The organism is Pseudomonas sp. GW822-FHT03F08 (assembly GCF_058801265.1).
The window spans coordinates 276,756-299,301 of record NZ_JBXANC010000009.1 but is presented as its reverse complement, the minus strand read 5'-3'; the positions used below and the strand labels follow the sequence as shown (position 1 = coordinate 299,301).

The 22,546-nt window shown below is 61.1% G+C and carries 26 protein-coding genes; 16 read left to right on the top strand and 10 right to left on the bottom strand.

Annotated elements, in window-relative coordinates; genetic code table 11:
• Positions 1-203 precede the first annotated feature (203 nt).
• Together rhtA and AC1RME_RS23345 are read left to right on the top strand one after the other, a co-directional pair.
• Positions 204-1,091, top strand: coding sequence for a threonine/homoserine exporter RhtA (rhtA, locus tag AC1RME_RS23350; RefSeq protein ID WP_102620395.1), 888 nt, complete (start codon positions 204-206; stop codon positions 1,089-1,091).
• 168 nt (positions 1,092-1,259) lie between these two features.
• Positions 1,260-1,541, top strand: a complete 282-nt coding sequence (locus AC1RME_RS23345) for a hypothetical protein (RefSeq protein WP_096821152.1) — start codon at positions 1,260-1,262, stop codon at positions 1,539-1,541.
• Between the two features lie 10 nt (positions 1,542-1,551).
• Here the strand turns inward: AC1RME_RS23345 and AC1RME_RS23340 are convergent, their stop codons facing one another.
• Complete coding sequence (locus AC1RME_RS23340) at positions 1,552-2,121, bottom strand: TetR/AcrR family transcriptional regulator (protein WP_096821145.1); 570 nt, start codon at positions 2,119-2,121, stop codon at positions 1,552-1,554.
• A gap of 92 nt (positions 2,122-2,213) precedes the next feature.
• Between AC1RME_RS23340 and AC1RME_RS23335 the strand changes: the two genes are divergently transcribed.
• Positions 2,214-2,942, top strand: a complete 729-nt coding sequence (locus AC1RME_RS23335) for an SDR family oxidoreductase (protein WP_493091798.1) — start codon at positions 2,214-2,216, stop codon at positions 2,940-2,942.
• Between the two features lie 33 nt (positions 2,943-2,975).
• Entirely contained in the window at positions 2,976-3,566 is a 591-nt protein-coding gene (locus tag AC1RME_RS23330) for a 2-hydroxychromene-2-carboxylate isomerase (protein ID WP_102620398.1), read from the top strand.
• On the opposite strand, the gene AC1RME_RS23325 is transcribed toward AC1RME_RS23330, so the two are convergent.
• Positions 3,563-4,561 carry a zinc-dependent alcohol dehydrogenase family protein gene (locus AC1RME_RS23325; RefSeq protein WP_096821142.1) on the bottom strand — a complete coding sequence of 333 codons (999 nt, stop codon included), beginning with the start codon at positions 4,559-4,561 and terminating at the stop codon, positions 3,563-3,565. The two genes, AC1RME_RS23330 and AC1RME_RS23325, sit on opposite strands and share 4 nt — an antisense overlap.
• A gap of 112 nt (positions 4,562-4,673) precedes the next feature.
• Between AC1RME_RS23325 and AC1RME_RS23320 the strand changes: the two genes are divergently transcribed.
• Positions 4,674-5,582: a LysR family transcriptional regulator gene (locus tag AC1RME_RS23320; RefSeq protein ID WP_493091797.1), complete on the top strand. Its 909-nt coding sequence runs from the start codon at positions 4,674-4,676 to the stop codon at positions 5,580-5,582.
• Here the strand turns inward: AC1RME_RS23320 and AC1RME_RS23315 are convergent.
• From AC1RME_RS23315 to AC1RME_RS23300, 4 genes are all read right to left on the bottom strand, one after another.
• Entirely contained in the window at positions 5,575-7,383 is a 1,809-nt protein-coding gene (locus AC1RME_RS23315; RefSeq protein ID WP_096821140.1) for an aminopeptidase P family protein, read from the bottom strand. The two genes, AC1RME_RS23320 and AC1RME_RS23315, sit on opposite strands and share 8 nt — an antisense overlap.
• A gap of 57 nt (positions 7,384-7,440) precedes the next feature.
• Positions 7,441-8,607, bottom strand: a complete 1,167-nt coding sequence (locus AC1RME_RS23310) for an aminotransferase class V-fold PLP-dependent enzyme (RefSeq protein ID WP_493091795.1) — start codon at positions 8,605-8,607, stop codon at positions 7,441-7,443.
• 205 nt (positions 8,608-8,812) lie between these two features.
• Positions 8,813-9,427 carry a LysE family translocator gene (locus AC1RME_RS23305; RefSeq protein WP_085710685.1) on the bottom strand — a complete coding sequence of 205 codons (615 nt, stop codon included), beginning with the start codon at positions 9,425-9,427 and terminating at the stop codon, positions 8,813-8,815.
• 101 nt (positions 9,428-9,528) lie between these two features.
• Positions 9,529-9,798: a hypothetical protein gene (locus AC1RME_RS23300; protein ID WP_096821138.1), complete on the bottom strand. Its 270-nt coding sequence runs from the start codon at positions 9,796-9,798 to the stop codon at positions 9,529-9,531.
• Between the two features lie 388 nt (positions 9,799-10,186).
• Between AC1RME_RS23300 and msuE the strand changes: the two genes are divergently transcribed.
• Genes msuE through AC1RME_RS23280 form a run of 4 tightly spaced genes read left to right on the top strand, consistent with a single transcriptional unit; the run spans position 10,187 to position 14,231 of the window.
• Positions 10,187-10,750 carry an FMN reductase gene (gene msuE / locus AC1RME_RS23295; RefSeq protein ID WP_096821151.1) on the top strand — a complete coding sequence of 188 codons (564 nt, stop codon included), beginning with the start codon at positions 10,187-10,189 and terminating at the stop codon, positions 10,748-10,750.
• Positions 10,751-10,760: 10 nt separating this feature from the next.
• Positions 10,761-11,906: an FMNH2-dependent alkanesulfonate monooxygenase gene (gene ssuD, locus AC1RME_RS23290; RefSeq protein ID WP_007955828.1), complete on the top strand. Its 1,146-nt coding sequence runs from the start codon at positions 10,761-10,763 to the stop codon at positions 11,904-11,906.
• A 10-nt stretch (positions 11,907-11,916) separates the two neighbouring features.
• Positions 11,917-13,104, top strand: a complete 1,188-nt coding sequence (locus AC1RME_RS23285) for an acyl-CoA dehydrogenase family protein (RefSeq protein ID WP_096821137.1) — start codon at positions 11,917-11,919, stop codon at positions 13,102-13,104.
• 23 nt (positions 13,105-13,127) lie between these two features.
• Positions 13,128-14,231 carry a sigma-54 interaction domain-containing protein gene (locus tag AC1RME_RS23280; RefSeq protein WP_096821136.1) on the top strand — a complete coding sequence of 368 codons (1,104 nt, stop codon included), beginning with the start codon at positions 13,128-13,130 and terminating at the stop codon, positions 14,229-14,231.
• Here AC1RME_RS23280 and AC1RME_RS23275 read toward each other — a convergent pair.
• Positions 14,228-14,593 (bottom strand): antibiotic biosynthesis monooxygenase, encoded by a 366-nt coding sequence (locus tag AC1RME_RS23275; protein ID WP_096821135.1) that lies wholly within the window; start codon positions 14,591-14,593, stop codon positions 14,228-14,230. The genes AC1RME_RS23280 and AC1RME_RS23275 overlap by 4 nt on opposite strands.
• Before the next feature lie 90 nt (positions 14,594-14,683).
• On the opposite strand from AC1RME_RS23275, the gene soxR reads away from it, so the two are divergent.
• Positions 14,684-15,142 (top strand): redox-sensitive transcriptional activator SoxR, encoded by a 459-nt coding sequence (gene soxR, locus AC1RME_RS23270; protein ID WP_192558599.1) that lies wholly within the window; start codon positions 14,684-14,686, stop codon positions 15,140-15,142.
• Between the two features lie 36 nt (positions 15,143-15,178).
• Here soxR and AC1RME_RS23265 read toward each other — a convergent pair whose 3' ends face one another.
• The 3 genes from AC1RME_RS23265 to AC1RME_RS23255 form a co-directional block, all read right to left on the bottom strand.
• Positions 15,179-15,949 carry a MetQ/NlpA family ABC transporter substrate-binding protein gene (locus AC1RME_RS23265; protein ID WP_493091792.1) on the bottom strand — a complete coding sequence of 257 codons (771 nt, stop codon included), beginning with the start codon at positions 15,947-15,949 and terminating at the stop codon, positions 15,179-15,181.
• A 73-nt stretch (positions 15,950-16,022) separates the two neighbouring features.
• The gene (locus tag AC1RME_RS23260) at positions 16,023-16,688 is read right to left on the bottom strand and encodes a methionine ABC transporter permease (protein ID WP_493091791.1); all 666 of its coding nucleotides are present in this window, start codon (positions 16,686-16,688) and stop codon (positions 16,023-16,025) included.
• 2 nt (positions 16,689-16,690) lie between these two features.
• Positions 16,691-17,905 (bottom strand): SfnB family sulfur acquisition oxidoreductase, encoded by a 1,215-nt coding sequence (locus AC1RME_RS23255; RefSeq protein ID WP_493091789.1) that lies wholly within the window; start codon positions 17,903-17,905, stop codon positions 16,691-16,693.
• A 272-nt stretch (positions 17,906-18,177) separates the two neighbouring features.
• Between AC1RME_RS23255 and AC1RME_RS23250 the strand changes: the two genes are divergently transcribed.
• The 6 genes from AC1RME_RS23250 (at position 18,178) to AC1RME_RS23225 (ending at position 22,519) form a co-directional block, all read left to right on the top strand.
• Positions 18,178-18,636: a VOC family protein gene (locus AC1RME_RS23250; protein WP_493091788.1), complete on the top strand. Its 459-nt coding sequence runs from the start codon at positions 18,178-18,180 to the stop codon at positions 18,634-18,636.
• A gap of 143 nt (positions 18,637-18,779) precedes the next feature.
• Positions 18,780-19,655, top strand: a complete 876-nt coding sequence (locus AC1RME_RS23245; protein ID WP_493073150.1) for an alpha/beta fold hydrolase — start codon at positions 18,780-18,782, stop codon at positions 19,653-19,655.
• A 224-nt stretch (positions 19,656-19,879) separates the two neighbouring features.
• On the top strand, positions 19,880-21,079 hold the full coding sequence (locus tag AC1RME_RS23240; RefSeq protein ID WP_493091787.1) for a PepSY-associated TM helix domain-containing protein: 1,200 nt from the start codon (positions 19,880-19,882) through the stop codon (positions 21,077-21,079).
• A gap of 14 nt (positions 21,080-21,093) precedes the next feature.
• Positions 21,094-21,618, top strand: coding sequence for a PA2404 family protein (locus AC1RME_RS23235; protein WP_493073162.1), 525 nt, complete (start codon positions 21,094-21,096; stop codon positions 21,616-21,618).
• Entirely contained in the window at positions 21,615-21,947 is a 333-nt protein-coding gene (locus tag AC1RME_RS23230) for a hypothetical protein (RefSeq protein WP_096821127.1), read from the top strand. Before AC1RME_RS23235 ends, AC1RME_RS23230 begins: the two co-directional genes overlap by 4 nt.
• Entirely contained in the window at positions 21,944-22,519 is a 576-nt protein-coding gene (locus tag AC1RME_RS23225; RefSeq protein ID WP_493091785.1) for a DUF6162 family protein, read from the top strand. The genes AC1RME_RS23230 and AC1RME_RS23225 overlap by 4 nt, the downstream gene beginning before the upstream one ends.
• Positions 22,520-22,546 lie beyond the last annotated feature (27 nt).

Sequence of the window (22,546 nt, the reverse complement as noted above, 5' to 3'; positions counted from 1 at the left end):
AAGGAGTTTTCCGTTTCGACTGCGCCGGAAGTGGGGCGAATTATAGGCCTCCAGAATCTGCCGTCAACCCCTAATTTGATTTTTCTATCAGTCGACTCAAAAAGCCCGCTTATATATAGACGCAACACCAGCGAATGCGCAGTATATTGCCCATCACTCAGTTAGTGCCTTCTACTGCCTTTACTATCGGACGATGCCGCGCAATGAACGACCAACCCCGCAGTCTTGTATCCATCCTGTTTCCGGTTGGCCTGATATTGATCGCCATGGCATCGATCCAGTCTGGCGCTTCTCTGGCCAAAAGCATGTTCCCCATCGTGGGCGCCCAAGGCACAACGACGCTACGCCTGATGTTCGCCAGCGTGATCATGCTGCTATTGCTGAGACCCTGGAGGGCAAAGCTGACGGCCAAATCGCTGCGCACCGTGATCGTGTACGGGATGGCGCTGGGCGGCATGAACTTCCTCTTCTATATGTCCTTGCGCACCGTGCCGCTCGGCATTGCGGTGGCGCTGGAGTTCACTGGGCCGCTGGCCGTCGCCATCTACGCTTCCCGTCGTGCAATCGACTTCCTATGGATTGCCCTCGCGGCCGTCGGATTGCTGCTATTGATACCAACAGGTGCAGCGACAGCGGGTCTAGACCTTACCGGGGTGGCCTATGCGCTTGGTGCCGGTGTTTGCTGGGCGCTTTACATTCTCTTCGGCCAGAAGGCTGGCGCTGACAACGGTGTGACGACTGCAGCTCTGGGAGTGATGATCGCAGCCCTGTTCGTTGCGCCCATCGGGATCGTCCACGCCGGCGCCGCATTGCTGACGCCGTCATTGATCCCGATAGCCATTGGTGTCGCCATTCTTTCCACAGCCCTGCCCTATACCCTGGAAATGGTCGCCCTCACCCGCATGCCCGCTCGTACTTTCGGTACGCTGATGAGCATTGAGCCGGCATTTGGTGCGCTATCAGGGCTGCTGTTCCTGCAGGAATATCTCTCCTTGTCACAATGGATGGCCATCCTGTGCATTATTCTGGCTTCCGTCGGTGCAACGATGACCATGGGCAGCCATGCCAAGCCCGTGATTGCGGCGGATTGAAAGCGGTTGTAACGAAGGTCTGGCATTTGCCGCTCATTTAGGCCATGTTTAGCTTCGCAACTCAGTGCCAGATATGGACTTTTTCGGATAGGGACATCGAAACGCGTCAAGCGAGAGCGAATGCAGGCAGACCCGAGCGCCAGACTCGAGGCCGCCATAAGGACGGTAATGAAACGAATTTTGATACTGATCGCCGTACTCGCCATTTCGGGATGCGCGGCGACCTCCAAGGCTCAGGTAAAGCACGGCAAAAAAGGGCTGCACATCAACTGTTCAGGGCTCTCCTCCTCCTGGGACAAGTGCTACACCAGTGCCGCCAACTCCTGTGCGCCAAAGGGTTATAAAGTCATCGCCAAGTCCGGGGATGCGGTGGAAGAGCCGGGTGATTATCCCTTCGGTCTCAACCCCGCCGGCTATACCAGCCGAAGCATGATCGTCATCTGCAAATAAACCGCCGCCGCTATTGTGCTCGCTGAACGGCGAGCTGGCGGCCGATCTCTTCGTGACTGGACTCCAGCACCCGTTGCTGGATCTGCGGGGACGCCAACATCCGCGCCACCACCAACGCCCCGACACATTGCGACAGAATGGCCCAGGCCAGGCTGTCGCTCTCCAGAATCTGCGCCCAACTTTCCTGAAGCCGACAAATCCACAGTTCGGCCTGTTCCCGCACGACGACATCCGACCGAGCAATCTCAGCGCCCAGCGCAGGTAACGCGCACCCCAGCTCAGGTTGCTCGACATGAGCCATGTTCAGATACAGTTTGAGGCATCGCTCCAACCTTTCACGATCCTGCTCACCCCGCCCGCCCAGCCGCTCCAGGCTCTGGCACAACTCGCGCTCGACGATAGCGGCGAACAGGGCATCCTTGGACGAGAAATGACTGTAGAACGCCGCGCCACTCAGGCCGATCGTCTTCATCAGGCCATCGACACCCATCGTTGAAAATCCGCTTTTTTTCGCAGACAGCGAGCTGCTTTGCAGCAGCTTTTCTTTGGTTTCAAGCTTGTGACCGGCGGAGTACCGCATGCATTCATCCTCGCAATTGACTGCCTTGACGCTGAGCAAATCCTAGCATAACGTTCGTTCACTTAACGATCGTTTACTAAAGGGATCCACCCATGAATAACAAGAAGGTCGTATTGGTTGTCGGTGCAGGTGATGCCACAGGCGGCGCCATCGCCAGGCGGTTCGCCAAGGAAGGTTTCATCGCTTGCGTCACACGGCGCAGCGCCGACAAATTGCAACCGTTGGTGGAAGCCATCCAGGCAGACGGCGGCGAAGCCCACGGTTTTGCCTGCGATGCGCGCAAGGAAGAAGACGTCATTGCGCTGATCGAAGATATCGAAACCCGTCTCGGGCCAATCGAAGCGTTCGTTTTCAACATCGGCGCCAACGTGCCTTGCAGCATTCTCGAAGAAACGGCGCGCAAGTATTTCAAGATATGGGAAATGGCCTGCTTCTCAGGGTTTCTCAATGCCCGCGAAGTGGCCAAGCGCATGGTGACCCGCCAGCGTGGCACCATTCTGTTCACCGGCGCTACCGCCGGGCTGCGCGGCGCCTCCGGTTTCGCCGCATTCGCCGGGGCCAAGCACGGCATCCGCGCGCTGGCGCAAAGCATGGCCAGGGAACTCGGCCCGATGAACATTCACGTTGCCCACATCGTGGTCGACGGCGCCATCGATACCGACTTCATCCGCAGCAACTTCCCCGACAAATACGCAACCAAGGATCAGGACGGTATTCTCAATCCCGGGCATATCGCCGAAAACTATTGGTACCTGCACAGCCAGCCAAGGGACGCCTGGACCTTCGAGCTGGATCTGCGCCCCTGGAACGAACGCTGGTAATCCCTTCCAATAACAACAACGAGTGCAGCGACCATGAGCAAAACCGTGGAGTTCTACTTCGACCTCGGCAGCCCCGCCACCTATCTGGCCTACACCCAACTGCCAGGAATCTGCGCCGAGACCGGCAGCCAGCTGATCTATATCCCGATGTTGCTGGGCGGCGTATTCAAAGCCACCGGCAATGCTTCACCGGCGATGATCCCGGCCAAGGGCCGCTACATGTTTCAGGATCTGGACCGCTACGCCAAACGCTACGGCGTGCCCCTTAAATTCAATCCGCACTTCCCGATCAATACCCTGATGTTGATGCGCGCTGTCACAGGTATTCAACTGCGTCATCCAGAACGCTTCCTGGCGTTCATCGACTGCCTGTTCAAAGCGCTGTGGGTTGAGGGTCGCAGCCTCGATGAACCGGCAACGGTGGCAGCCGTGCTGACCGAACATGGCTTCAATCCTGAACAGGTACTGGCACTGACCAATGATGAAGCGGTCAAGGCTGCCCTCAAGGACAACACCGAGACGGCCGTGAAGCGTGGCGTCTTCGGCGCGCCGAGCATGTTCATCGGCAACCAGTTGTTCTTCGGTCAGGATCGGCTCGACTTCGTTGAAGAAGCCCTGCGTTAGATCTCTACTACAAGACGTCCCCGGGCTGCTTTCGATGAAAGCAGCTCATGGGCCTCGCCAGCTGACTCAAGCGTGAACCGACGCGCATCGAGCAGTGGCTTCACCTCTCCAGCTTCGATCAACAAGGCAACCTGGCGCAGGATCTCGCCATGGTGCTCGCCACCCTTTCCAGTCAGCAGCGGCAATAAGGTAAACACGCCAGAGTAGGTCGCCCCCCGAAAGGACAGCGGCGCCAGACTATGCTGCCCCCAGCCCAAGCAACTCAAGACATGGCCGTGATAGATCCGCGCAGCCTTGAAGGACGCATCCAGCGTTTCACCGCCAACCGTGTCATAAACGATATCGAACCCCTCCCCCGCCGTGTATTGGCTGACATAGTCCTCGACCGACATCTCGCGGTAATCAATGAACGTCGCACCATAACCTTCAATAATTCCGCGCTGCCCCGCAGACCCCGTCGCAAAAACTTCGGCACCGAACGCGCGGGCAATTTGCACCGCCACATGCCCAACGCCACCCGCACCACCGTGAATCAACACCTTTTGCCCAGCCCTCACCCGAGCACGATCCACCAGACCTTCCCAGGCAGTAATCAGCACCAGCGGTAAACCTGCGGCCTCGTGCATGCTCAGGTTGGTCGGTTTACGCGCCAAAAGCAGCGCATCAACCACCGCAAATTCGGCCAGCGAACCCTGCACGCCTCCAATGCCGGTTGCCAACGCATAAACCTCATCGCCAGGCGCCCAGCCCTGCACGGCCTCACCCACCATCTCAATCACCCCCGCCAGATCCAACCCCAGCACCGCCGGCAACGACTGTCGGGCATGGGCGGCCTGCCCCGCACGGATTTTCAGGTCCAGCGGATTCACACCGCTGGCCTTGATCCGCACCAACACCTGCCCGACCCCGGCCACGGGGCGTTCAAGGGAAACCAAGCGTAGCGGACCGTTAGCGGTGTCCACCATCAGCGCGCGCATGTGCAGTGAGTCAGTCATTTCGGTCATTCCTGTGGGAGAAAGTGAAGCCATGTTCTCCCAACCGACTCATGCCGATAAGACGCCGAATGACTATAGTGATCATGCCAAACCAGCATGAATGAGGCGCTCCGTGGACAAGCTCAACGCAATGGCAATCTTCGTCCGGGTGGTCGAGCGTGGCAGTTTTTCCGCCGTGGCCCGGGAGCTGCAGACCACCCAACCCACCATCAGCAAGGTTCTGCGCGCCCTTGAAATCCAGTTGGGCGGCAAGCTGATTGCCCGCAGTACACGCAAGTTGTCGCTGACCGATGAAGGTCAGCGGTACTACAACGAATGCCGAAATATCCTCGCAGCCGTGGATGCTGCTGAACACAGCTTCCAGTCCGGCAGAGAAACGGTGGCCGGGTCGCTGCGGATCGGCTCCTCGGTCAGCTTCGGTCGGCTACACATCGCCTCGCGCCTGCCCGGTTTTCTTGAGCGCTACCCGCAAGTGCAGATTGACCTGCATCTGAACGACCAGAACCTGGATCTGGTCAGCGAAGGCCTGGATGTCAGCCTGCGCATCGGCGAGTTGAACGACAGCGGCATGATCGTCCGTCGAATCGGCACCACCCATCGCGTCACCGTCGCGGCACCTGCTTATCTGCAACGCCATGAACATCCGCAATCGCCGCGGGATCTTGCGCAGCACAACTGTCTGCAATTCAACCTGCTCGAATCGCAGAATCTGTGGACTTACGAAAAGGACGGACAACGCTATGAGGTGCGCATCAAAGGCAATGCACAGAGCAACAACTCCGAGGCGATCCGCGAAATGGTCTTGGGAGGGTTGGGTATTTCGCTGTCGCCGATCTGGCTGTTCAGCGAGGATTTGAAGGCCGGTCGAGTGGTCGCCCTGTTGCAGGACTACCAGACCCGATCACTGCCGATACACGCGGTGTCCCCGGCGAACCGTCGCCAGTCCGCCAGGGTCAACGCGTTTGTCGATTACATGACTCAGGCGCTGGCAGCAGCGCCCGAGCTTCAACCCCTTAAATAGCGGCAGTACGTGTGTTCAACCACGCCAGCGCCTCACCGCTGAGCAACGGACTCAAACGATCGCGCACTTCGGCGTGATAGGCGTTGAACCACTGCTTCTCTTCCTGCGTCAGCAACGACGGTTCCAGGCAACGGGTATCGATCGGGCACAGGGTCAGGGTTTCGAACTTGAGGAATTCGCCGAACTCGCTGCTTCCAGCCAGAACGTTCATCGCCAGGTTCTCGATGCGCACACCCCAGCGGCCCGGACGGTAAGTGCCCGGCTCGATGGAGGTGATCATTCCAGGTTGCATGGCGGTTTGCGGCGCTGGCGCAGCCTGATAGGCGATCACCTGCGGACCTTCGTGCACATTGAGGAAATAACCCACGCCGTGACCGGTGCCATGGCCGTAATCCACGTTTTCGGCCCAGATCGGCGCACGGGCAATCGCATCCAGCAGCGGCGACAGAATGCCTTTCGGAAAATGCGCACGGGACAAGGCGATCACACCCTTCAACACTCGGGTGCAATCGCGTTTCTGTTCTGCGCTCGGCGTGCCGACCGCCACCATACGAGTGATGTCAGTGGTACCGCCCAAGTATTGGCCGCCGGAATCGATCAGCAGCAAGCCGTCGCCCTCGATCACCGCGTGTTCTTCCGGGGTGGCGTGGTAGTGCGGCATCGCGCCGTTGGCGTTGTACGCAGCGATGGTATTGAAACTCAGCGACACATAATCCGGACGACGCTCACGGGCCGCCGTGAGTTTCTCGTCAATGGTCAGCTCGGTAATGCGCTCGCGACCCCAGGCCGATTCCAGCCAGGTGAAGAATTCGCACAGCGCCGCGCCGTCCTGTTCCATCGCCTGACGGATGTGCTCGGCATCCGCCGGGCTTTTTTGTGACTTGGCGAGGGTGGTCGGGTTCAGACCTTCGACCAGTTTCACGCCACTGTCGAGGTTGCCCAGCAGACCGCTGGTCACCCGTGCCGGATCCACCAGCAGGCTCGCGCCGTTCGGGATCGCGCGCAAGGCGTCAGCAATTTCGCTGTAGTCGCGCAGGGTCACGCCATCCTTTTCCAGCACGGCACGCAGTTCCGCGTCGACCTTGCTCAACGCTACAAACAGCGTGGCCTGTTGCTGGCCGATCAGCGCAAAGGAAACGAACACCGGGTTGAACGACACATCGCCGCCGCGCAGGTTGAACAGCCAGGCGATGTCGTCGAGGGTGGCGATGAAGTGCCAATCGGCGCCGCGTTCCTGCAGGGTTTCACGCAGTTGGGCGAGTTTCTCGCCACGGCTGACGGTCGCCTGCGGCGGCAAGTGTTGATAGATCGGCGCGTTCGGCAGGCCCGGACGGTCGCTCCAGACTTCGTTCAACAGGTCGAGGTCGGTCCGCAGGCTGGCGCCGCGCGCTTCGAGCTTGCTGCCCAGGGTCCGCGCCGACGCCACGGCCATTACCGCGCCATCGACCGCGACCACGCCACCTTCCGGCGTCTGCTCGGCCAGCCAGTCCAGCGGGCTCGGCTGGCCCGGTTGCAACTTGACCAACTCGATGCCGCTGCCCTTGAGCTCCTTGGTCGCCTGTTCCCAGTAACGACTGTCGGCCCAGACCCCGGCGAAATCAGTGGTGACAATCAATGTCCCCACCGAGCCATGGAAACCCGACAACCACTGCCGCCCCTGCCAGTAACCCGGCAGGTATTCCGACAGGTGCGGGTCGGCGGACGGCACCAACAGTGCGTGGATGCCTTCGCGACGCATCAGTTCGCGGGTGTGCGCCAGGCGCTGGGGAACCGTTCCTTCGGTCAAAGTCTGGGTACTCATCGTGTCTCCTGCCAATCACTTCATCGTTATTGTTCGGTGCCGTTCGAAGTCGGCTCGTTAAAGCCCTGTCGCCCAGAATGCCGGAGCACTGGCGCAGGCGGTCTTGATCAGATCTACAGCCTTGTCGATGTCCTCGGCGGTGGTGAAACGACCGAGGCTCAGACGAATGGTACGGCCGGCCAAATGCGCATCGTGCCCCAATGCCAGCAGCACGTGGGACGGTGTGTTGCTGGCGGAGTTGCAGGCCGAAGTCGCAGAGAACGCGATCGAATGGCTCAGCGCCGCCGGGTTGAACTCGCCTTCGCTGAAGGTCAGGCTCAGGGTATGCGGGATACGTTGGCTGGCGCTGCCGTTGAGGCGTACGCCGGGCAGGCTCAACAGTTGTTCGAGCAGGCGCTCGCGCAGCGCGACGATGGTTTTCTTCTCGTCATCGAAAGCTTCGGCGGCCAAGGCAAATGCCGAGCCCATGGCAGCAATCTGGTGAGTCGCCAGCGTACCGGAACGCAATCCGCCCTCGTGGCCGCCACCGTGAATCTGCGCCTGCAAGCGCTGTTGCGCACGCGGGCCGACGTACAGCACGCCGATGCCTTTGGGGCCGTAGAGCTTGTGTGCCGAGAACGACATCAGGTCCACCGGCCATTGCGCCAGATCGATCGCGACCTTGCCGGCGCCCTGGGCCGCATCGACGTGGAACAACGCCCCGCGTCCACGCACCACTTCGCCGATGGCCGGGATGTCGTTGACGGTGCCGAGTTCGTTGTTGACCAGCATCAACGACACCAGAAAGGTGTCGTCGCGCATCGCTTCGCTGACCGCTTGCGCAGTAATCAAGCCGTCGGCGTCCGGCACCAGATAGGTCACGGCGACACCGGCGTCCTGCAATTGCCGGGCAGTGTCGAGGATGGCCTTGTGTTCGATCTGACTGGTGATGAAGTGGCCGCCGGACACGCCACGGGCCTGGGCCACGCCTTTGAGAGCAAGGTTGTTGGATTCGGTGGCGCCGGAGGTCCAGACGATCTGTTGCGCCTGGGCGCCGACCAGTTCGGCGACTTGCTGACGGGCGTTCTCGACGGTTTTTCGAGCCTGTTGGCCGAAGGCGTGGGAACTGGAGGCCGGGTTGCCGAAGTTACCGTTGAAACCCAGACACTCGATCATCACCTGGATGACCCGCTCGTCCACCGGGGTGGTGGCGGCGTAATCGAAATACAGCGGACGTGTGTTCATAAAAAGACTCGCAGAGCGTGTTCCGGGATCAGGAAGCTCGTGTCTACAAACGGCACGGCGCAGCCTTGTGAGCTGCGCCCGGGTTCGAGAGCGTCATCAATACCTGATCGGATGCCGTTAAAGAAGTAGGGCTTCATTAAAAGTGCGTAGGAACGCTCCTGAACGCGACTTTAACAGGCATCGGGCCGGCGGTTGTAGCACTGCGTCAGCTAAAGCTTTCAAGGAGTAACGGATACAGCGAAATCACCAGCAGCGCCGCCATGCCCCAGTTGAACACCCGCAACCAGCGGCGATCCTTGAGCACATTGCGCAGCAAGGTCCCGCACGCCGCCCAGACGCCGACGCTCGGCAGGTTGATGATGGCGAACACCGCAGCAATCACGATCACGTTGGTGAAATAACCCTGCATCGGCGTGTAGGTGCTGATGGCGCCAATGGCCATGATCCACGCCTTGGGATTGACCCACTGGAAGGCTGCCGCGCCGAGGTAGCTGATCGGTTTCGCCTCGCCCGACTCACTTTCCCCGACCGGGCCGGAGTGAGCAATTTTCCATGCCAGGTACAGCAAGTACGCCGCGCCGACGTAACGCAGGACCGTATAAAGAAGAGGATAAGTCTGGAACACCGCGCCCAAACCAAAACCCACCGCCACCACCAGCACAAAAAAGCCGCAAGTAATGCCGAGCATATGGGGAATAGTGCGGTTAAAGCCGAAATTCACGCCCGATGCCAGCAACATGGTGTTGTTCGGCCCCGGCGTGATCGAGGTGACAAGGGCAAACAGGGCAAAGCCCAGCAGCAGGTCGAGCGAGAGGGTCATGGCAGGCAGTCCGTCAGGGTCATTCAGGTGTTGACCCTATCCCACGGCGCCGCGCAAACCCACGGACAGTTGGGTAAAACTTCGAGCAGTACAGTTGCGAATCAGCTAGGACGACCGTGCAGCTGTATGGTCCGCTCCACACTCATTTCACCCTTGTTATCAAACCCGAAAGTCTTCTGTGGCTGGCCAAGCAGTTGAGCTTTCTTCGCGTGGTATTCCTCGAACGACAAGCCGCTGCGGTTCAGGGTTTCCAGCGCCAGCTCGCGGGTTTCTTCCGCCGTGTAAGGACGCAATTCCGGGGAAACGTGGCTCGCGCAACCGGCGAGAACGGAGACAGCGAGCATCAGGGAAACAGTCAGTAAACGATTCATGGGAGCGTCCTGGCGAGCAGTGTGGGTCGATGGAGAAAGGCTACGCCCGGGCACGCTCCGGCAGAAATCAACGCTTTCAATAGTGGCTATCAGGATTCGAGCAGGTCAGTCCCGAATATTCACAAACGATCTATCAATATCAATTAACAGTCTTTTGCGGAATAACAATCAGCCTTTATAAAACCTTCAACACGTTCGGCACTGTTGTTCCAGCAACTGTTTCCCAGGCAACAGCGGTTCAACAAACCGGCCTGAAAGTCACATGAGCGCAGCCACCGATAACGCTCAAAGCCCCGGAATACGGGCCTCACAGGAATTGGTACAGCGCTTGCTCTGCTCCAGTGACTACTCACTGCTCGTCGAGCAACTGTTGAAAAAGGAACTGACCATGTCGCGTCCACTGAAAGTCGTCGCCCTGTCCGGCGGAACCTGGCGTCCCTCCCGCACCTTGGTGCTGACCCAGGCCCTGCTGACCGAATTGTCCGGGCACCTGCCGGTCGAGAGTCACCTGATCGAACTCGGCGACATCGCCCGCCCGCTTGGCGCCGCGCTGTCCCGTCAGGAATTGCCGGCCGAGATCGAAGCTGAACTGCAAGCCATCGAACAGGCTGACCTGTTGATCGTCGCGGCGCCGGTGTATCGAGGCTCCTATCCGGGGCTGCTCAAGCACTTGTTCGACCTGATTGATCTCAATGCGCTGATCGACACGCCTGTGCTGCTCGCCGCCACCGGTGGCAGCGAACGCCATGCGCTGGTCCTCGATCACCAGTTGCGCCCGCTGTTCAGTTTCTTCCAGGCCGTGACCCTGCCGATCGGCGTGTACGCCACCGAAGCCGATTTCGCCGACTACCAGATCACCAGCGAGCAACTAAAAGCGCGCATCCGTCTGGCCGCCGAACGCGCCGCGCCGCTGTTCGGTGCTCACCTCAAACCGTTGCTGAAAATCGCTTAAGGAGCTGTTCATGGATGTTTTCTGGTTCCTGCCGACCCACGGCGACGGTCACTATCTGGGCACCACCCAAGGCGCGCGTCCGGTCACACTCAATTACCTGAAACAGGTGGCGCAGGCCGCCGACAGCCTTGGCTACCACGGCGTGCTGATTCCCACCGGGCGTTCCTGCGAAGATTCGTGGGTGATCGCTTCGGCGCTGGTGCCGCTGACCGAACGCCTGCGTTATCTGGTGGCGATCCGTCCGGGGATCATTTCACCGACGGTCTCGGCGCGCATGGCCGCGACGCTGGATCGACTGTCCAACGGTCGCTTGCTGATCAACGTCGTGACCGGCGGTGACCCCGACGAAAACCGTGGCGACGGCAGTTTCCTCAGCCACAGCGAACGCTACGAAGTCACCGACGAATTCCTCAAGATCTGGCGTCGCGTGTTGCAAGGCGAGGCGGTGGATTTCGAAGGCAAACACCTGAAGGTGCAGAACGCCAAAGCCTTGTATCCACCGGTGCAGAAACCCTATCCGCCGCTGTACTTCGGCGGTTCCTCCGACGCGGCCCACGATCTGGCCGCCGAGCAGGTCGACGTGTACCTGACCTGGGGCGAACCACCGGCCGCCGTCGCCGAAAAACTCGCCGATGTACGTGAGCGCGCAGCCCGTCACGGACGCAAGGTGAAGTTCGGCATTCGCCTGCACGTGATCGTGCGCGAGACCGCCGAAGAAGCCTGGAAAGCCGCCGACAAACTGATCGAACACATCAGCGATGAAACCATCGAGGCCGCGCAGAAATCCTTTTCGCGTTTCGATTCCGAAGGCCAGCGACGCATGGCCGCCCTGCACGACGGGCGCCGCGACAACCTGGAAATCGCCCCCAACCTGTGGGCCGGCGTCGGCCTGGTGCGCGGCGGGGCCGGCACTGCATTGGTCGGCGATCCGCAGCAAGTGGCGGCGCGGATCAAGGAATACGCAGACCTGGGCATCGAGAGTTTCATCTTCTCCGGCTACCCGCATCTCGAAGAGGCCTACCGCTTTGCCGAGTTGGTGTTCCCGTTGTTGCCCGAGCCGTATGCGAGCCTGGCCGGACGCGGCGTGACCAACCTCACCGGGCCGTTCGGCGAAATGATCGCCAACGATGTACTGCCCGCCAAAGCCAACGCTTGAGGAAGACCGAGTGACTGCCAAACCGCAAAGCACCCTGCTCTCGCCCTTGCAGACCGCCCGACAACTGGCCGCCGAATTCGCCCTGACCGCTGTCGAGCGCGACGAACGCGGCGGCACACCAAAAGCCGAACGCGACGCCCTGCGCGACAGCGGGCTGCTGGCCCTGAGCATTCCCACCCGTTACGGCGGCCTCGGCGCGCGCTGGAGCGAAACCCTGGAAGTCGTGCGCGAGTTCGCAAAGGTCGACAGCTCGATCGCCCACGTCTTCGGTTTTCATCATTTGATGCTCGCCACCGTGCGCCTGTTTTCCCGTCCCGAACAATGGCAGCCGTGGTTCGAACAGACCGCGCGCCAGAACTGGTTCTGGGGCAACGCGCTCAACCCGCTGGACACTCGCACCGTGGTCAAGGACCTGGGCGGCTGGCGCGAGTTTTCCGGCAAGAAGAGCTTCTGCTCCGGCGCCAGCGATTCACAAATGCTGATCGCCTCGGCGGTGGACGAAAGCAACGGCGGCAAACTGCTGATCGCGGCAATTCCCAGCGGGCGCAGCGGCATCACCTTGCACAACGACTGGAACAACATCGGCCAGCGCCAGACCGACAGCGGCAGCGCCACGTTCGAACGGGTACGGGTCGAGGAATCGGAACTGCTGCTGGATCCCGGTCCGTTGAGCACACCGTTCGCCTGTTTGCGCCCATTGATCGCACAACTGACGTTCACGCATATGTTTCTCGGTATCGCCGAAGGTGCCTTTGAAGAAGCGCGGCAATACACCCTCAGCGAAACCCGCGTCTGGCACAAATCCTCGGTGCGCGAGGTGCGCGAAGATCCTTATGTGCTGGCCCATTACGGCGATTTCTGGGTCGCCCTCGAAGGCATCCGTCTGCTGGTGGAACGCGCCGCCACGTTGCTCGACGAGGCGTGGGCCAAAGGCCCGAACCTCAGCGCCGAAGAACGCGGCCACCTGGCCACGGCGATTGCCACCGCCAAGGTCGCCGCCAGTCGTCAGGGCCTGGAGATTTGCAGCCGACTGTTCGAAGTCACCGGCGCCCGTTCGACCCACGCGTCGCTGCGCCTGGATCGCCACTGGCGCAACCTGCGCACGCAAACCCTGCACGACCCGCTGGATTACAAACTCCACGAGCTGGGCGACTGGGCGCTGAACCAGTCCCTGCCGGTGCCGACGTTCTATTCCTGATTTCCTTTCGTGGAGCGAGACCCATGCAACTGCTGACCCTACCGCCCTCACCCGCCCTGGCCACGTCGATCCGCGCCACCGCCCAGGTCTTCGAAGACCCGAAGTCCCAGGCCCTGCTCGCGCATCTGCAACAAGTCGCGCCGAGCGAAGCCAGTGTGCTGATCATCGGCGAAACCGGCACCGGCAAGGAGTTGGTGGCGCGGCACATTCATAACCTGAGCAACCGGCGCAACCGGCCGTTCATTGCGGTGAACTGCGGGGCGTTCTCCGAATCACTGGTGGAAGCCGAACTGTTCGGCCATGAAAAAGGCGCCTTCACCGGCGCCCTCAGCGCCAAGGCCGGGTGGTTCGAAGAGGCGGATGGCGGCACCTTGTTCCTCGATGAGATCGGCGATTTGCCGATGGCGATCCAGGTCAAATTGCTGCGGGTATTGCAGGAGCGTGAAGTGGTGCGACTGGGTTCGCGCAAGAGCATTCCCATCGATGTACGGGTGCTGGCGGCGACCAACGTGCAACTGGAGAAAGCCATCAACGCCGGGCATTTCCGCGAGGATCTGTATTACCGGTTGAACGTGGTCAATCTGGAGCTGAGCCCGTTGCGCGACCGACCCGGCGACATCCTGCCGCTGACCCGGCACTTTATCGAGGCTTACAGTCAGCGTCTGGGTTACGGACGCATCACCATCAGCCCCGGCGCCGAGCACAAGCTGCGCGGCTACAGTTGGCCGGGCAACATCCGCGAACTGGAAAACGTCATCCATCACACGCTGCTGATCTGCCGTAACGGCGTGATCGAACGCGATGATCTGCGCCTGTCGAACTTGCGTATCGATCGCCCGGACGACCAGCATTCCAATGTCGACGACTCACCGGAAGCGCTGCTCGAACGCGCTTTCCAGAAGCTCTTCGAACAACAGGCCGGCGCGCTGCATGAAAAGGTCGAGGACGCGTTGCTGCGTTCGGCCTATCGCTTCTGCCACTACAACCAGGTGCACACCGCCGCGCTGCTCGGCCTGAGCCGCAACGTGACCCGCACGCGACTGATCAAGATCGGCGAACTGGCAGTCAACAAGCGACGACCCACGGAAAACCTGCAAGGCGAACGCTTGATCCAGTTGTCGATCTAGCCCACCAATTGGCAGTGCAAGCCATCGTCATGACTGCGGGCGATGCTGCTCAGCACCTGGAATGAACCGAAGGTCACGGTGCGCGCCTGATGGGTGCGGATCAACTGCCAGAAGTCCTGCTCACCGGTTTCGAAACTCTGGAACGCCGCCTCCCCCGCCTCGCGGGATTGCCATTGCAGGAACCCCAACACCCGCCGGCCATCGTCACTGGCCTGAACGCTGGCGCTGACGAATCCGGCATAACGCTGGGCCAGACGCTCGGTCTGCACGGTCAGCGCCGAGACCAGCGCCGGTTGTTGGCCGGGTTCGATTTCAAATTCGATCAATTGGGTGAAGCTGCGGTTTTTCGCTGGTGCTTGCATGACATCCCCACTCTGTCAGGTGAATCTTGCGGTTCGAAGGCCTGCAGGGTAAAACCTCGAGTTAACTAGAGGTCAAGGGACAATTTTCAAATGATCACTGCGGAAAATGTGCACAGGCAACTCACCGTCGGCGAAGTCGCGGCCCGCAGTGGCGTGGCCGTCACTGCCCTGCATTTCTATGAATCCAAAGGCTTGATCAAAAGCCAGCGCAATGCCGGCAACCAGCGGCGTTACCCGCGGGAAGTGTTGCGGCGGGTGGCGTTGATCAAGGTGGCGCAACGGCTGGGCATTCCACTGGCGGAAATCGGCGAGGCGCTGAAACAGTTGCCGGACAACCGCGCACCGACGGCGGCGGACTGGAAAGTGTTGTCGGAACAGTGGCGGCGGGAGCTGGATGAGCGAATCAATCAGTTGATGCTGCTTCGGGATCGACTGACCGGCTGCATCGGTTGCGGATGCCTGTCGATGGAGGCGTGTCCGCTGCGCAATCAGGGGGATGTGCTGGGCGAACAGGGGCCAGGAGCGCACTTTCTCGATATCCCCACCTGAGGGCTCCCTTTTCGTGGGAACCCTCAGATCACTCCATCAGAAGCCCGGCGCAATCTGCCCTTTGTAGCGGGTCAGAATGAACTGACGCACTTCATCGGAATTCAATGCCTTGGCCAGTCTCTGCAAGCCCGGGTCATTGATGTTGTCGGGACGTGCGACCAGAAACTCGATGTACAGGCTTTTGCCCTTCTCGACGATCAGCGCGCTGTTGGTGTCGATCCCGGCTTCCAGCGCGTAGTTGGCGAACACGAAGGCCAAGTCCACCTGGCTGACGGAACGAGCCAGCAACGCGCCTTCCAGTTCACGGATTTTCAGGTGCTTGGGGTTTTCGACGATGTCGCGCTGGGTGGCCAGGGTGTTGCTCGGATCCTTGAGTTTGATCAGCCCCGCCTCGTGCAACAGCACCAAGGCGCGGCCGGTGTTTACCGGGTCGTTGGGGATCGACACGCTGGCGCCGTCCTTCAGCTCCGAAATGTTCTTGATCTTGGTCGAGTAGGCGCCGAACGGTTCGATGTGCACGCCGACCACCGGCACCAGATTGGTATGGCGGGTCTTGTTGAAATCATCGAGAAACGGCCGGTACTGATAGTAGTTGGCGTCGAGGTTTTTCAGCGCCAGTTGCTGGTTGGGCTGGATGAAGTCGGTGAACACCTTGATGTCCAGGTCCACGCCTTCCTTGGCCAGGGTCGGTTTGACGAACTCGAGGATTTCCGCGTGCGGCACCGGGGTGGCACCGACGATCAGTTTTTCGTTGGCGTGAGCGCCGAACGACAGAACGGCAGCCAGAACGGCCAGGGTCTTTTTCATGTTGTGCTCCAAGGCAGATTTGAGTGGCCGTCGTGGGGTGAACGTGGGGCCTTTATGGGTTGAAATTGTTTTTTCAGCGGCGGCTGTAGTGCGCCACCAGACGGTCGCCGGTCATTTGCAGGGCCTGCACCAGAATCAGCAGCAACACCACGGTGACCACCATCACGTCGGTCTGAAAGCGCTGATAGCCGTAGCGGATCGCCAGATCGCCGAGCCCGCCGCCACCGATCACGCCGGCCATCGCCGTGTAATCCACCAGCACGATGGCCGTAACGGTCACCGCGGCGAGCAACCCGTCCCGGGCTTCCGGCAACAGGGTGTGGCGAATGATCTGCCAGGTGTTGGCACCCATGGCCTGGGTCGCCTCGACCACGCCGCGATCGACTTCGCGCAACGCGGTTTCCACCAGTCGCGCAAAGAACGGTGTGCAGCCGACCACCAATGGCGGAATGGTGCCCGGCACGCCCAGCGAAGTGCCCACCAGCAGCGTGGTCAGCGGAATCAACACAATCAGCAAAATGATGAACGGCAGCGAACGCAGCATGTTCACGATCACTGACAGCACTCGATACACGCCGACCGTTTCATGCAACTGGCGCTTGCCGGTGAGAAACAGCAGCAGCCCCAGCGGCAAACCCAGCAACACCGTGAACAGCAGCGCCGCGCCGAGCATGCTCAGGGTGTCGAGACAGGCCTGGGCAATGTCGGCCCAGTAAAGGTGTTTGAACCACTCGGCCATGATCAGGACCAGTCGTGACGCGGTGGCTTGATGCCGTTGAGCAGCCAGTTGCCGACCACGTGATACTTCCAGCGCACCGGGTCATGCAGGGTGTGGACCCGGGCGTTGCGCCAGTGACGGTCGAAGTTGTGCTTCTTCAGGGTCGAGCGGGTGCCACCGAGTTCGAACAACTTGTTGCTGGCCTCGATGGCGATTTCGGTGGTCAGCACTTTGGCCTTGGCCACGGCTAGGGAGGCCAGCGCGACGTTGTCTTCATCGGGCGCCGGGCGCGCGGCGTCGAGCGCCCAACCGGCGCGTTCGAGCAGGGCTTCGGCGGCTTCCAGACGGATTTCCAGTGCGCCGATCTGAATGATCGTCAGCGGATCTTCGCTGGCCTTGTCCACCCCCGCGTCGATCCATGGCCGGGCAAACTGACGAACGAATTCAACGGTGTCGCGCAGCGCCGCCCGGGCGATGCCGGCGTCGATGGCAGCGGTGGTCAACTGGGCGAACGGCCCGGCCAGGGTCGGGTTTTCGTAGGAGCGATAAGTCGGGAACAGATTGAACGGCGCCACCTGAAGCTCTTCCGCCAGCACCGTACCGCTGGACGTGGTGCGCTGGCCGATGCTGTCCCAATCATCAACGATCACCAGCCCTTTCGTGCCGCGCTCGACAAAGGCCAACTGGCCCTTCTGTTCTTCATCCAGCGCCAGCACCGCCAGCCAGTGGGCGTAGAGAGAACCGGTGCAGTAACCCTTGCGGCCGTTGATCACGAATCCGTCGCCATAACGGCGGATGGTTGCCTGAATGTCCTGCACGTTCTTGCCGCCGGTTTCCGACAGCGCGTTGGCGAAACGGTGACCTTGCAGCGCCAACTCAAAGAAATGCGCCTGCTGCGCCGGCGTGCCTTGCAGGCGGATGTCTTCGAGCAGGCAGTAATGGTTTTGCGGGATCTGTCCGAGGGACGGATCGGCGGCGGAAATGATCGCAATCACTTGGGCCAGCACCGCGTAGGACACCTGGGCGCCGCCGTACTCCTTCGGCACGCTGATGCCCCACAGACCACTGTTGGAATACAGGTCGACGATCTCGGCAGGCACTTCACGGCTGCGGTCGCGCTCGGCGGCGTGCTCCTGCAAAACGGCGGCGACCTGTTCGGCCACGCGCAAGGCTTCGGCGGCGTCGGCGATACGGTGGGCGGCCGGCGGGTTGATCGGATAAACGGCAGATTCAGACATGGATGACTCTCGGTATCGGTGTTGTACCGGGTCATTGCAGCTTCTGTGCCTGACTGACAGGCCTTGTTTTTCGGGGCTTTCAGCGGACTTTCGCAGGAAAGAACGATGAAAACCCGCGCATTCTGTTGCTTCACTGTCGATGGCTGAACACTGCTCGTCGGGTACTCGGTCGGGCCGGCGACACACGCCTATAGTTGAGCGACCGGTAACCCCGGCGAAGGCACACCTTCAACCCCCCATAAAATCAGGGCGACAAAAACAAGGAGTACGCCATGAGCGTTCAACCTATTCCCGAGGGGTATCACAGCATTACCCCGTATCTCGGCATCCATAAGGCCGCCGAGGCCATCGATTTCTATAAAAAGGCGTTCGGTGCCACCGAAGTCATGCGCCTGGCCATGCCCGACGGCGGTATCGGCCACGCCGAACTGCGCATCGGTGACAGCGCGATCATGCTCGGCTCGCCGTGCGATCAAGGTCCGTTGAGCAATCCGGACAAAGCCGTGTCCGTCGGCTTGCATCTGTACGTGACCGATGTCGACAAGTCGTTCCAGCGCGCACTGGATGCCGGGGCGACAGCCGTGTCCGAGGTCAAGGATCAGTTCTACGGCGACCGCGGCGGTACATTGAAAGATCCGTACGGGCATCTGTGGTTTCTGGCAACGCGCAAGGAGGACCTGACCCAGGAGCAGATCGAGCAGCGGGCGAAAGAGCTGTTCCAGCAGGGTTAGCAACAACGAATGTCCATTCCCGCGCAACGCGCGGGGATGGGCGAACACGATTCATGAACCGTCGAACCACGCTTCACGCCTTGTCATGAACGCCCGGCGATTTCAGGATGCAGGCCAACCGCCTGAATAAAGGATCACCCCCGATGTTTGCCGGATTCGTCAAAGACCAGCGCCACGTCAACGGCGTGGACATCACCTACCGCCTCGGAGGCAGCGGGCCGGGCCTGCTGTTGTTGCACGGGCACCCGCAGACCCACGTCATCTGGCACAAGGTCGCCGAGCAACTGGCGGAGCACTTCACCGTGGTTGCCGCCGACCTGCGCGGTTACGGCGACAGCAGCCGACCGCCAGCCGATGAGCGGCACACCAGCTATTCCAAACGCGAAATGGCCCGCGACGGCGTGGAACTGATGCAAGCGCTGGGCTTTAAGCAGTTCTCGATCCTCGCCCACGACCGTGGGGCCCGAGTCGCCCATCGCCTGGCCCTCGATCATCCCGCCACCGTGCAACGCATGGTGTTGCTGGACATTGCGCCGACCCTGGCGATGTACAGCCAGACCAACGAAGCCTTCGCCCGGGCCTACTGGCACTGGTTTTTCCTGATCCGCCCGGCGCCGCTGCCGGAAACCCTGATCGAAGCCGATCCCGAAGCCTATCTGCGCAGCGTCATGGGCAGCCGCAGTGCCGGGCTCAAGCCGTTCACTGACGAAGCGTTCGCTGAATACCTGCGTTGCCTGAGCCTGCCCGGCAGCGCCCGTGGGATCTGCGAGGACTACCGGGCCAGTGCCGACATCGATCTGGAACATGACCGCGCCGATCTCGAGGCCGGCCATCATCTGAGCTTGCCGCTGCTGGTGCTGTGGGGCGCCGAAGGCACGGTCGGTCGTTGCTTCGACCCGCTCAGGGAATGGCAACAAGTGGCCACCGATGTGCGCGGCAAGTCTCTGCCCGCTGGTCATTACCTCGCTGAAGAAGTGCCGGAACTGTTGCTCGCCGAAGCACTGACGTTCCTGCGCTGAGCCATCCTTTCCTCCCGCTCACCACAACGCCGACCGGCGTCGTGGTGAGATTGCGGTCGCGAAACATTTACTTTCACATCCTTCATCGGGATTTGCTTCGGTCATCCGTCTTATAGAGATGCGGGCCAGTCGCGTAGGCAAAAGCCACGACCGGCCCATCAGGGACTCCCGCGCTGCGAAGCCCGTAGTGGCCGAGTCCTCTCACCGAATCAAGACCCGTCATCATGTCGAAGAAATCCCGCTCGAAACTGTGGTTCCTGGTACACAGCTGGCTAGCGTTGCCGATCTGGTTTTTTGTCCTGATTGTCTGCGTCACCGGCACCCTGGCGGTGGTCAGCCAGGAAATCGTCTGGCTGGTGAACCCGCAAATGCGCGCCACCCAACCCTCTGACGATGCCCCGCTGCTGGGCTACGATCAGGTCATCGCCGCGATCAAGACTGCCGAGCCGCAGTTGCTGGTCGAACGCATCAGTCGCCCCGACGAATCGCATTTCGCGCTGGAGGTGAACGTCAGTCAGCCTGACGGGCGCTCGGTGACCGTCTACGTCAACCCTTACACCGGTGTGATTCAGGGCACCGCACCAGACTTCAATTTCCGTGCCTTCACCCGAGCCTTGCACGGCTGGTGGCTGGTGCCGTTCACCAACGGTTACAGCTGGGGCTGGTATCTGGTGTCGTTTCTGGCACTGCCGATGCTGGCTTCGCTGGTAACCGGGCTGGTGGTCTACAAGCGTTTCTGGAAGGGCTTTTTCAGCCCGACCCTGCGCCTGCGTCACGGTGCGCGGATTTTCTGGGGCGATTTCCACCGCCTCAGTGGCATCTGGTCGATCTGGTTCATCGCGGTGATCTCCGTCACCGCCGTGTGGTTCCTGATCGAAGCCACTCTTTCCGACAACCATATTTCCATCTCCAGCGAGCCAATCATCGCGGCCATGTCCCGTGAAGGCGTGCCGTTGTCCGCCGATGGTTCGCCTCCGCCACGGGTCAGCCTGGACCACGCCGTCGAAATCGCCCAGCAACGGATTCCCGGGTTCGAAGCCAGCACCATCAATCTGCCCGGCAACGCCTACAGCCACCTCGATATCCGTGGACGCGGCTGGTATCCGCTGATGTTCCAGTCAGCCACGCTCAATCCCTACAGCGGTGAAGTGGCCGCCTCGCGCCTGCTCTCCGATCGGACCTCCCTGGAGTTCGTCACTGAATCCATGCGTCCGCTGCACACCGGCGACTTCGGCGGACTGTGGATCAAGCTGATCTGGTTCTTCTTCGGGCTGGTGCTGAGCATGATGGTCCTCAGCGGGCTGTTGATCTGGACCAAGCGCACCGCGCTGGCGACCGCCAACGCCCTCAAGCGCGAGAACAAGAAACAGCGCGTTCAGGCACAACCGGCCCTGCACCGTGAACCGTCGGAGGCCAACCTGTGAGCAAGTCCACCCCCATGGTTCAGCCTTCGCGGCTGAGCGCGATCTGGCATAAATGGCGCTTCCACATCAACGTGCTGCTGTTGCTGATTCCGCTGGGATTCATGCCCAGGTACTTCGCCGATCAGGCGTTGTTTCGCGGTGACAGCGGGCTGGGTGAGCGCGAGATCGGCGAAGTCCAGGTGGGTCCGTGGAGCCTGCGTCTGGCCGAGTTTCGCAACGAAGCGCCGCTTCCCGATGGCGCAGCCGGCTATCTGAAGGGTTTTAGCGCCGCGCTGTGCGAGGCCTGTGTCGAACAGGTCAAGGCCACCTACCTGCGCATCGGCAAGCCACGCAGCCTGCGCGCCGCCGGTTCGATCTTCTTCGGCACGCCTTACAGCATGGGCACGCAGATGCCCGTCCCGGACAAAACCAGAGCCGACGCCGAACTGTGGATCACCATGGAAGGCTGGGACGGCAGCATGCACCAAGCCTCGATTCCGCTGAGCCAGGCCTCCCCCGCCACTATTGCCTGGCTGAACAAACAAGGAGCCAAACCATGAGCCGCCCTTCCCGTCTGAGCATGAGCACCGCATTGCTGGTGCTGTGTGCCGGTTTCAGCGCCAGCGCCCTGGCCCACAACCCGATGTGCGAGTGCAAGGCCATCGATGCCGAGCAGATCAAATGCACCGGCGGTTTCTCCGACGGCAGCGGCGCACCGGGGGTGACCCTCGATGTGATCGGCTACGACGAAACCATCCTGGTGCCGGGCAAGCTCGGCGCCGATTCAACCCTGACCTTCAAGAAACCCGGCGCCGAGTTCTACGTGCTGTTCGACGCCGGCCCCGGCCATGTCGTCGAAATCGACCAAGCGGATATCGAAGCCCCATGACCACGCCGACCACTCAAGTTGTTCGCCCGGCCGGTGCCGGCCATGAAACCCTCAATGTGCTGCTGATGTGCCTGCTGATCCTCGCGGTCGCCGGCTCCGTGGTGGCGTGGCGCGGGGTGTCCCACGAACCCGAACCGGTTTCCAGCCATCAGCTCGACGCCCGCCGCGACCTCTGCGCCAGCGAGCAAGGCATCTACGCCGACCTCCGAGTAACCCTCGACGAGATCCACCTGTTGCGTGAAGAACAGCAAGCGCTGCCGACCCCGCAAAACCTGGCGGATGAAGGTTTCGCGCCGTTCGCCCAGGACGCCAGCTCCGTGAGCCGTGGCGGCCATGCCTGGCAATTGCTGGCCGACGCCGCCTACTTCGGCCACAGCCAGGCACCGGCCGTGGCCGGCTCGTTTCTGATGCGCCTGAACGCTGCAGATGACGCCACGCCGGACATCTGGCTCAACCGCGCCGCCGATCTACAAGCGCCGACAGACCTGTCCGACGCAACACTGACTGCTGCCGGATGGAAACAGATCGTCGCGCAATTCGATGCCGGGGTGACCCGCGAACATCGTCATTGAACCCTCGCCTTCATTCGAGAGAAGACC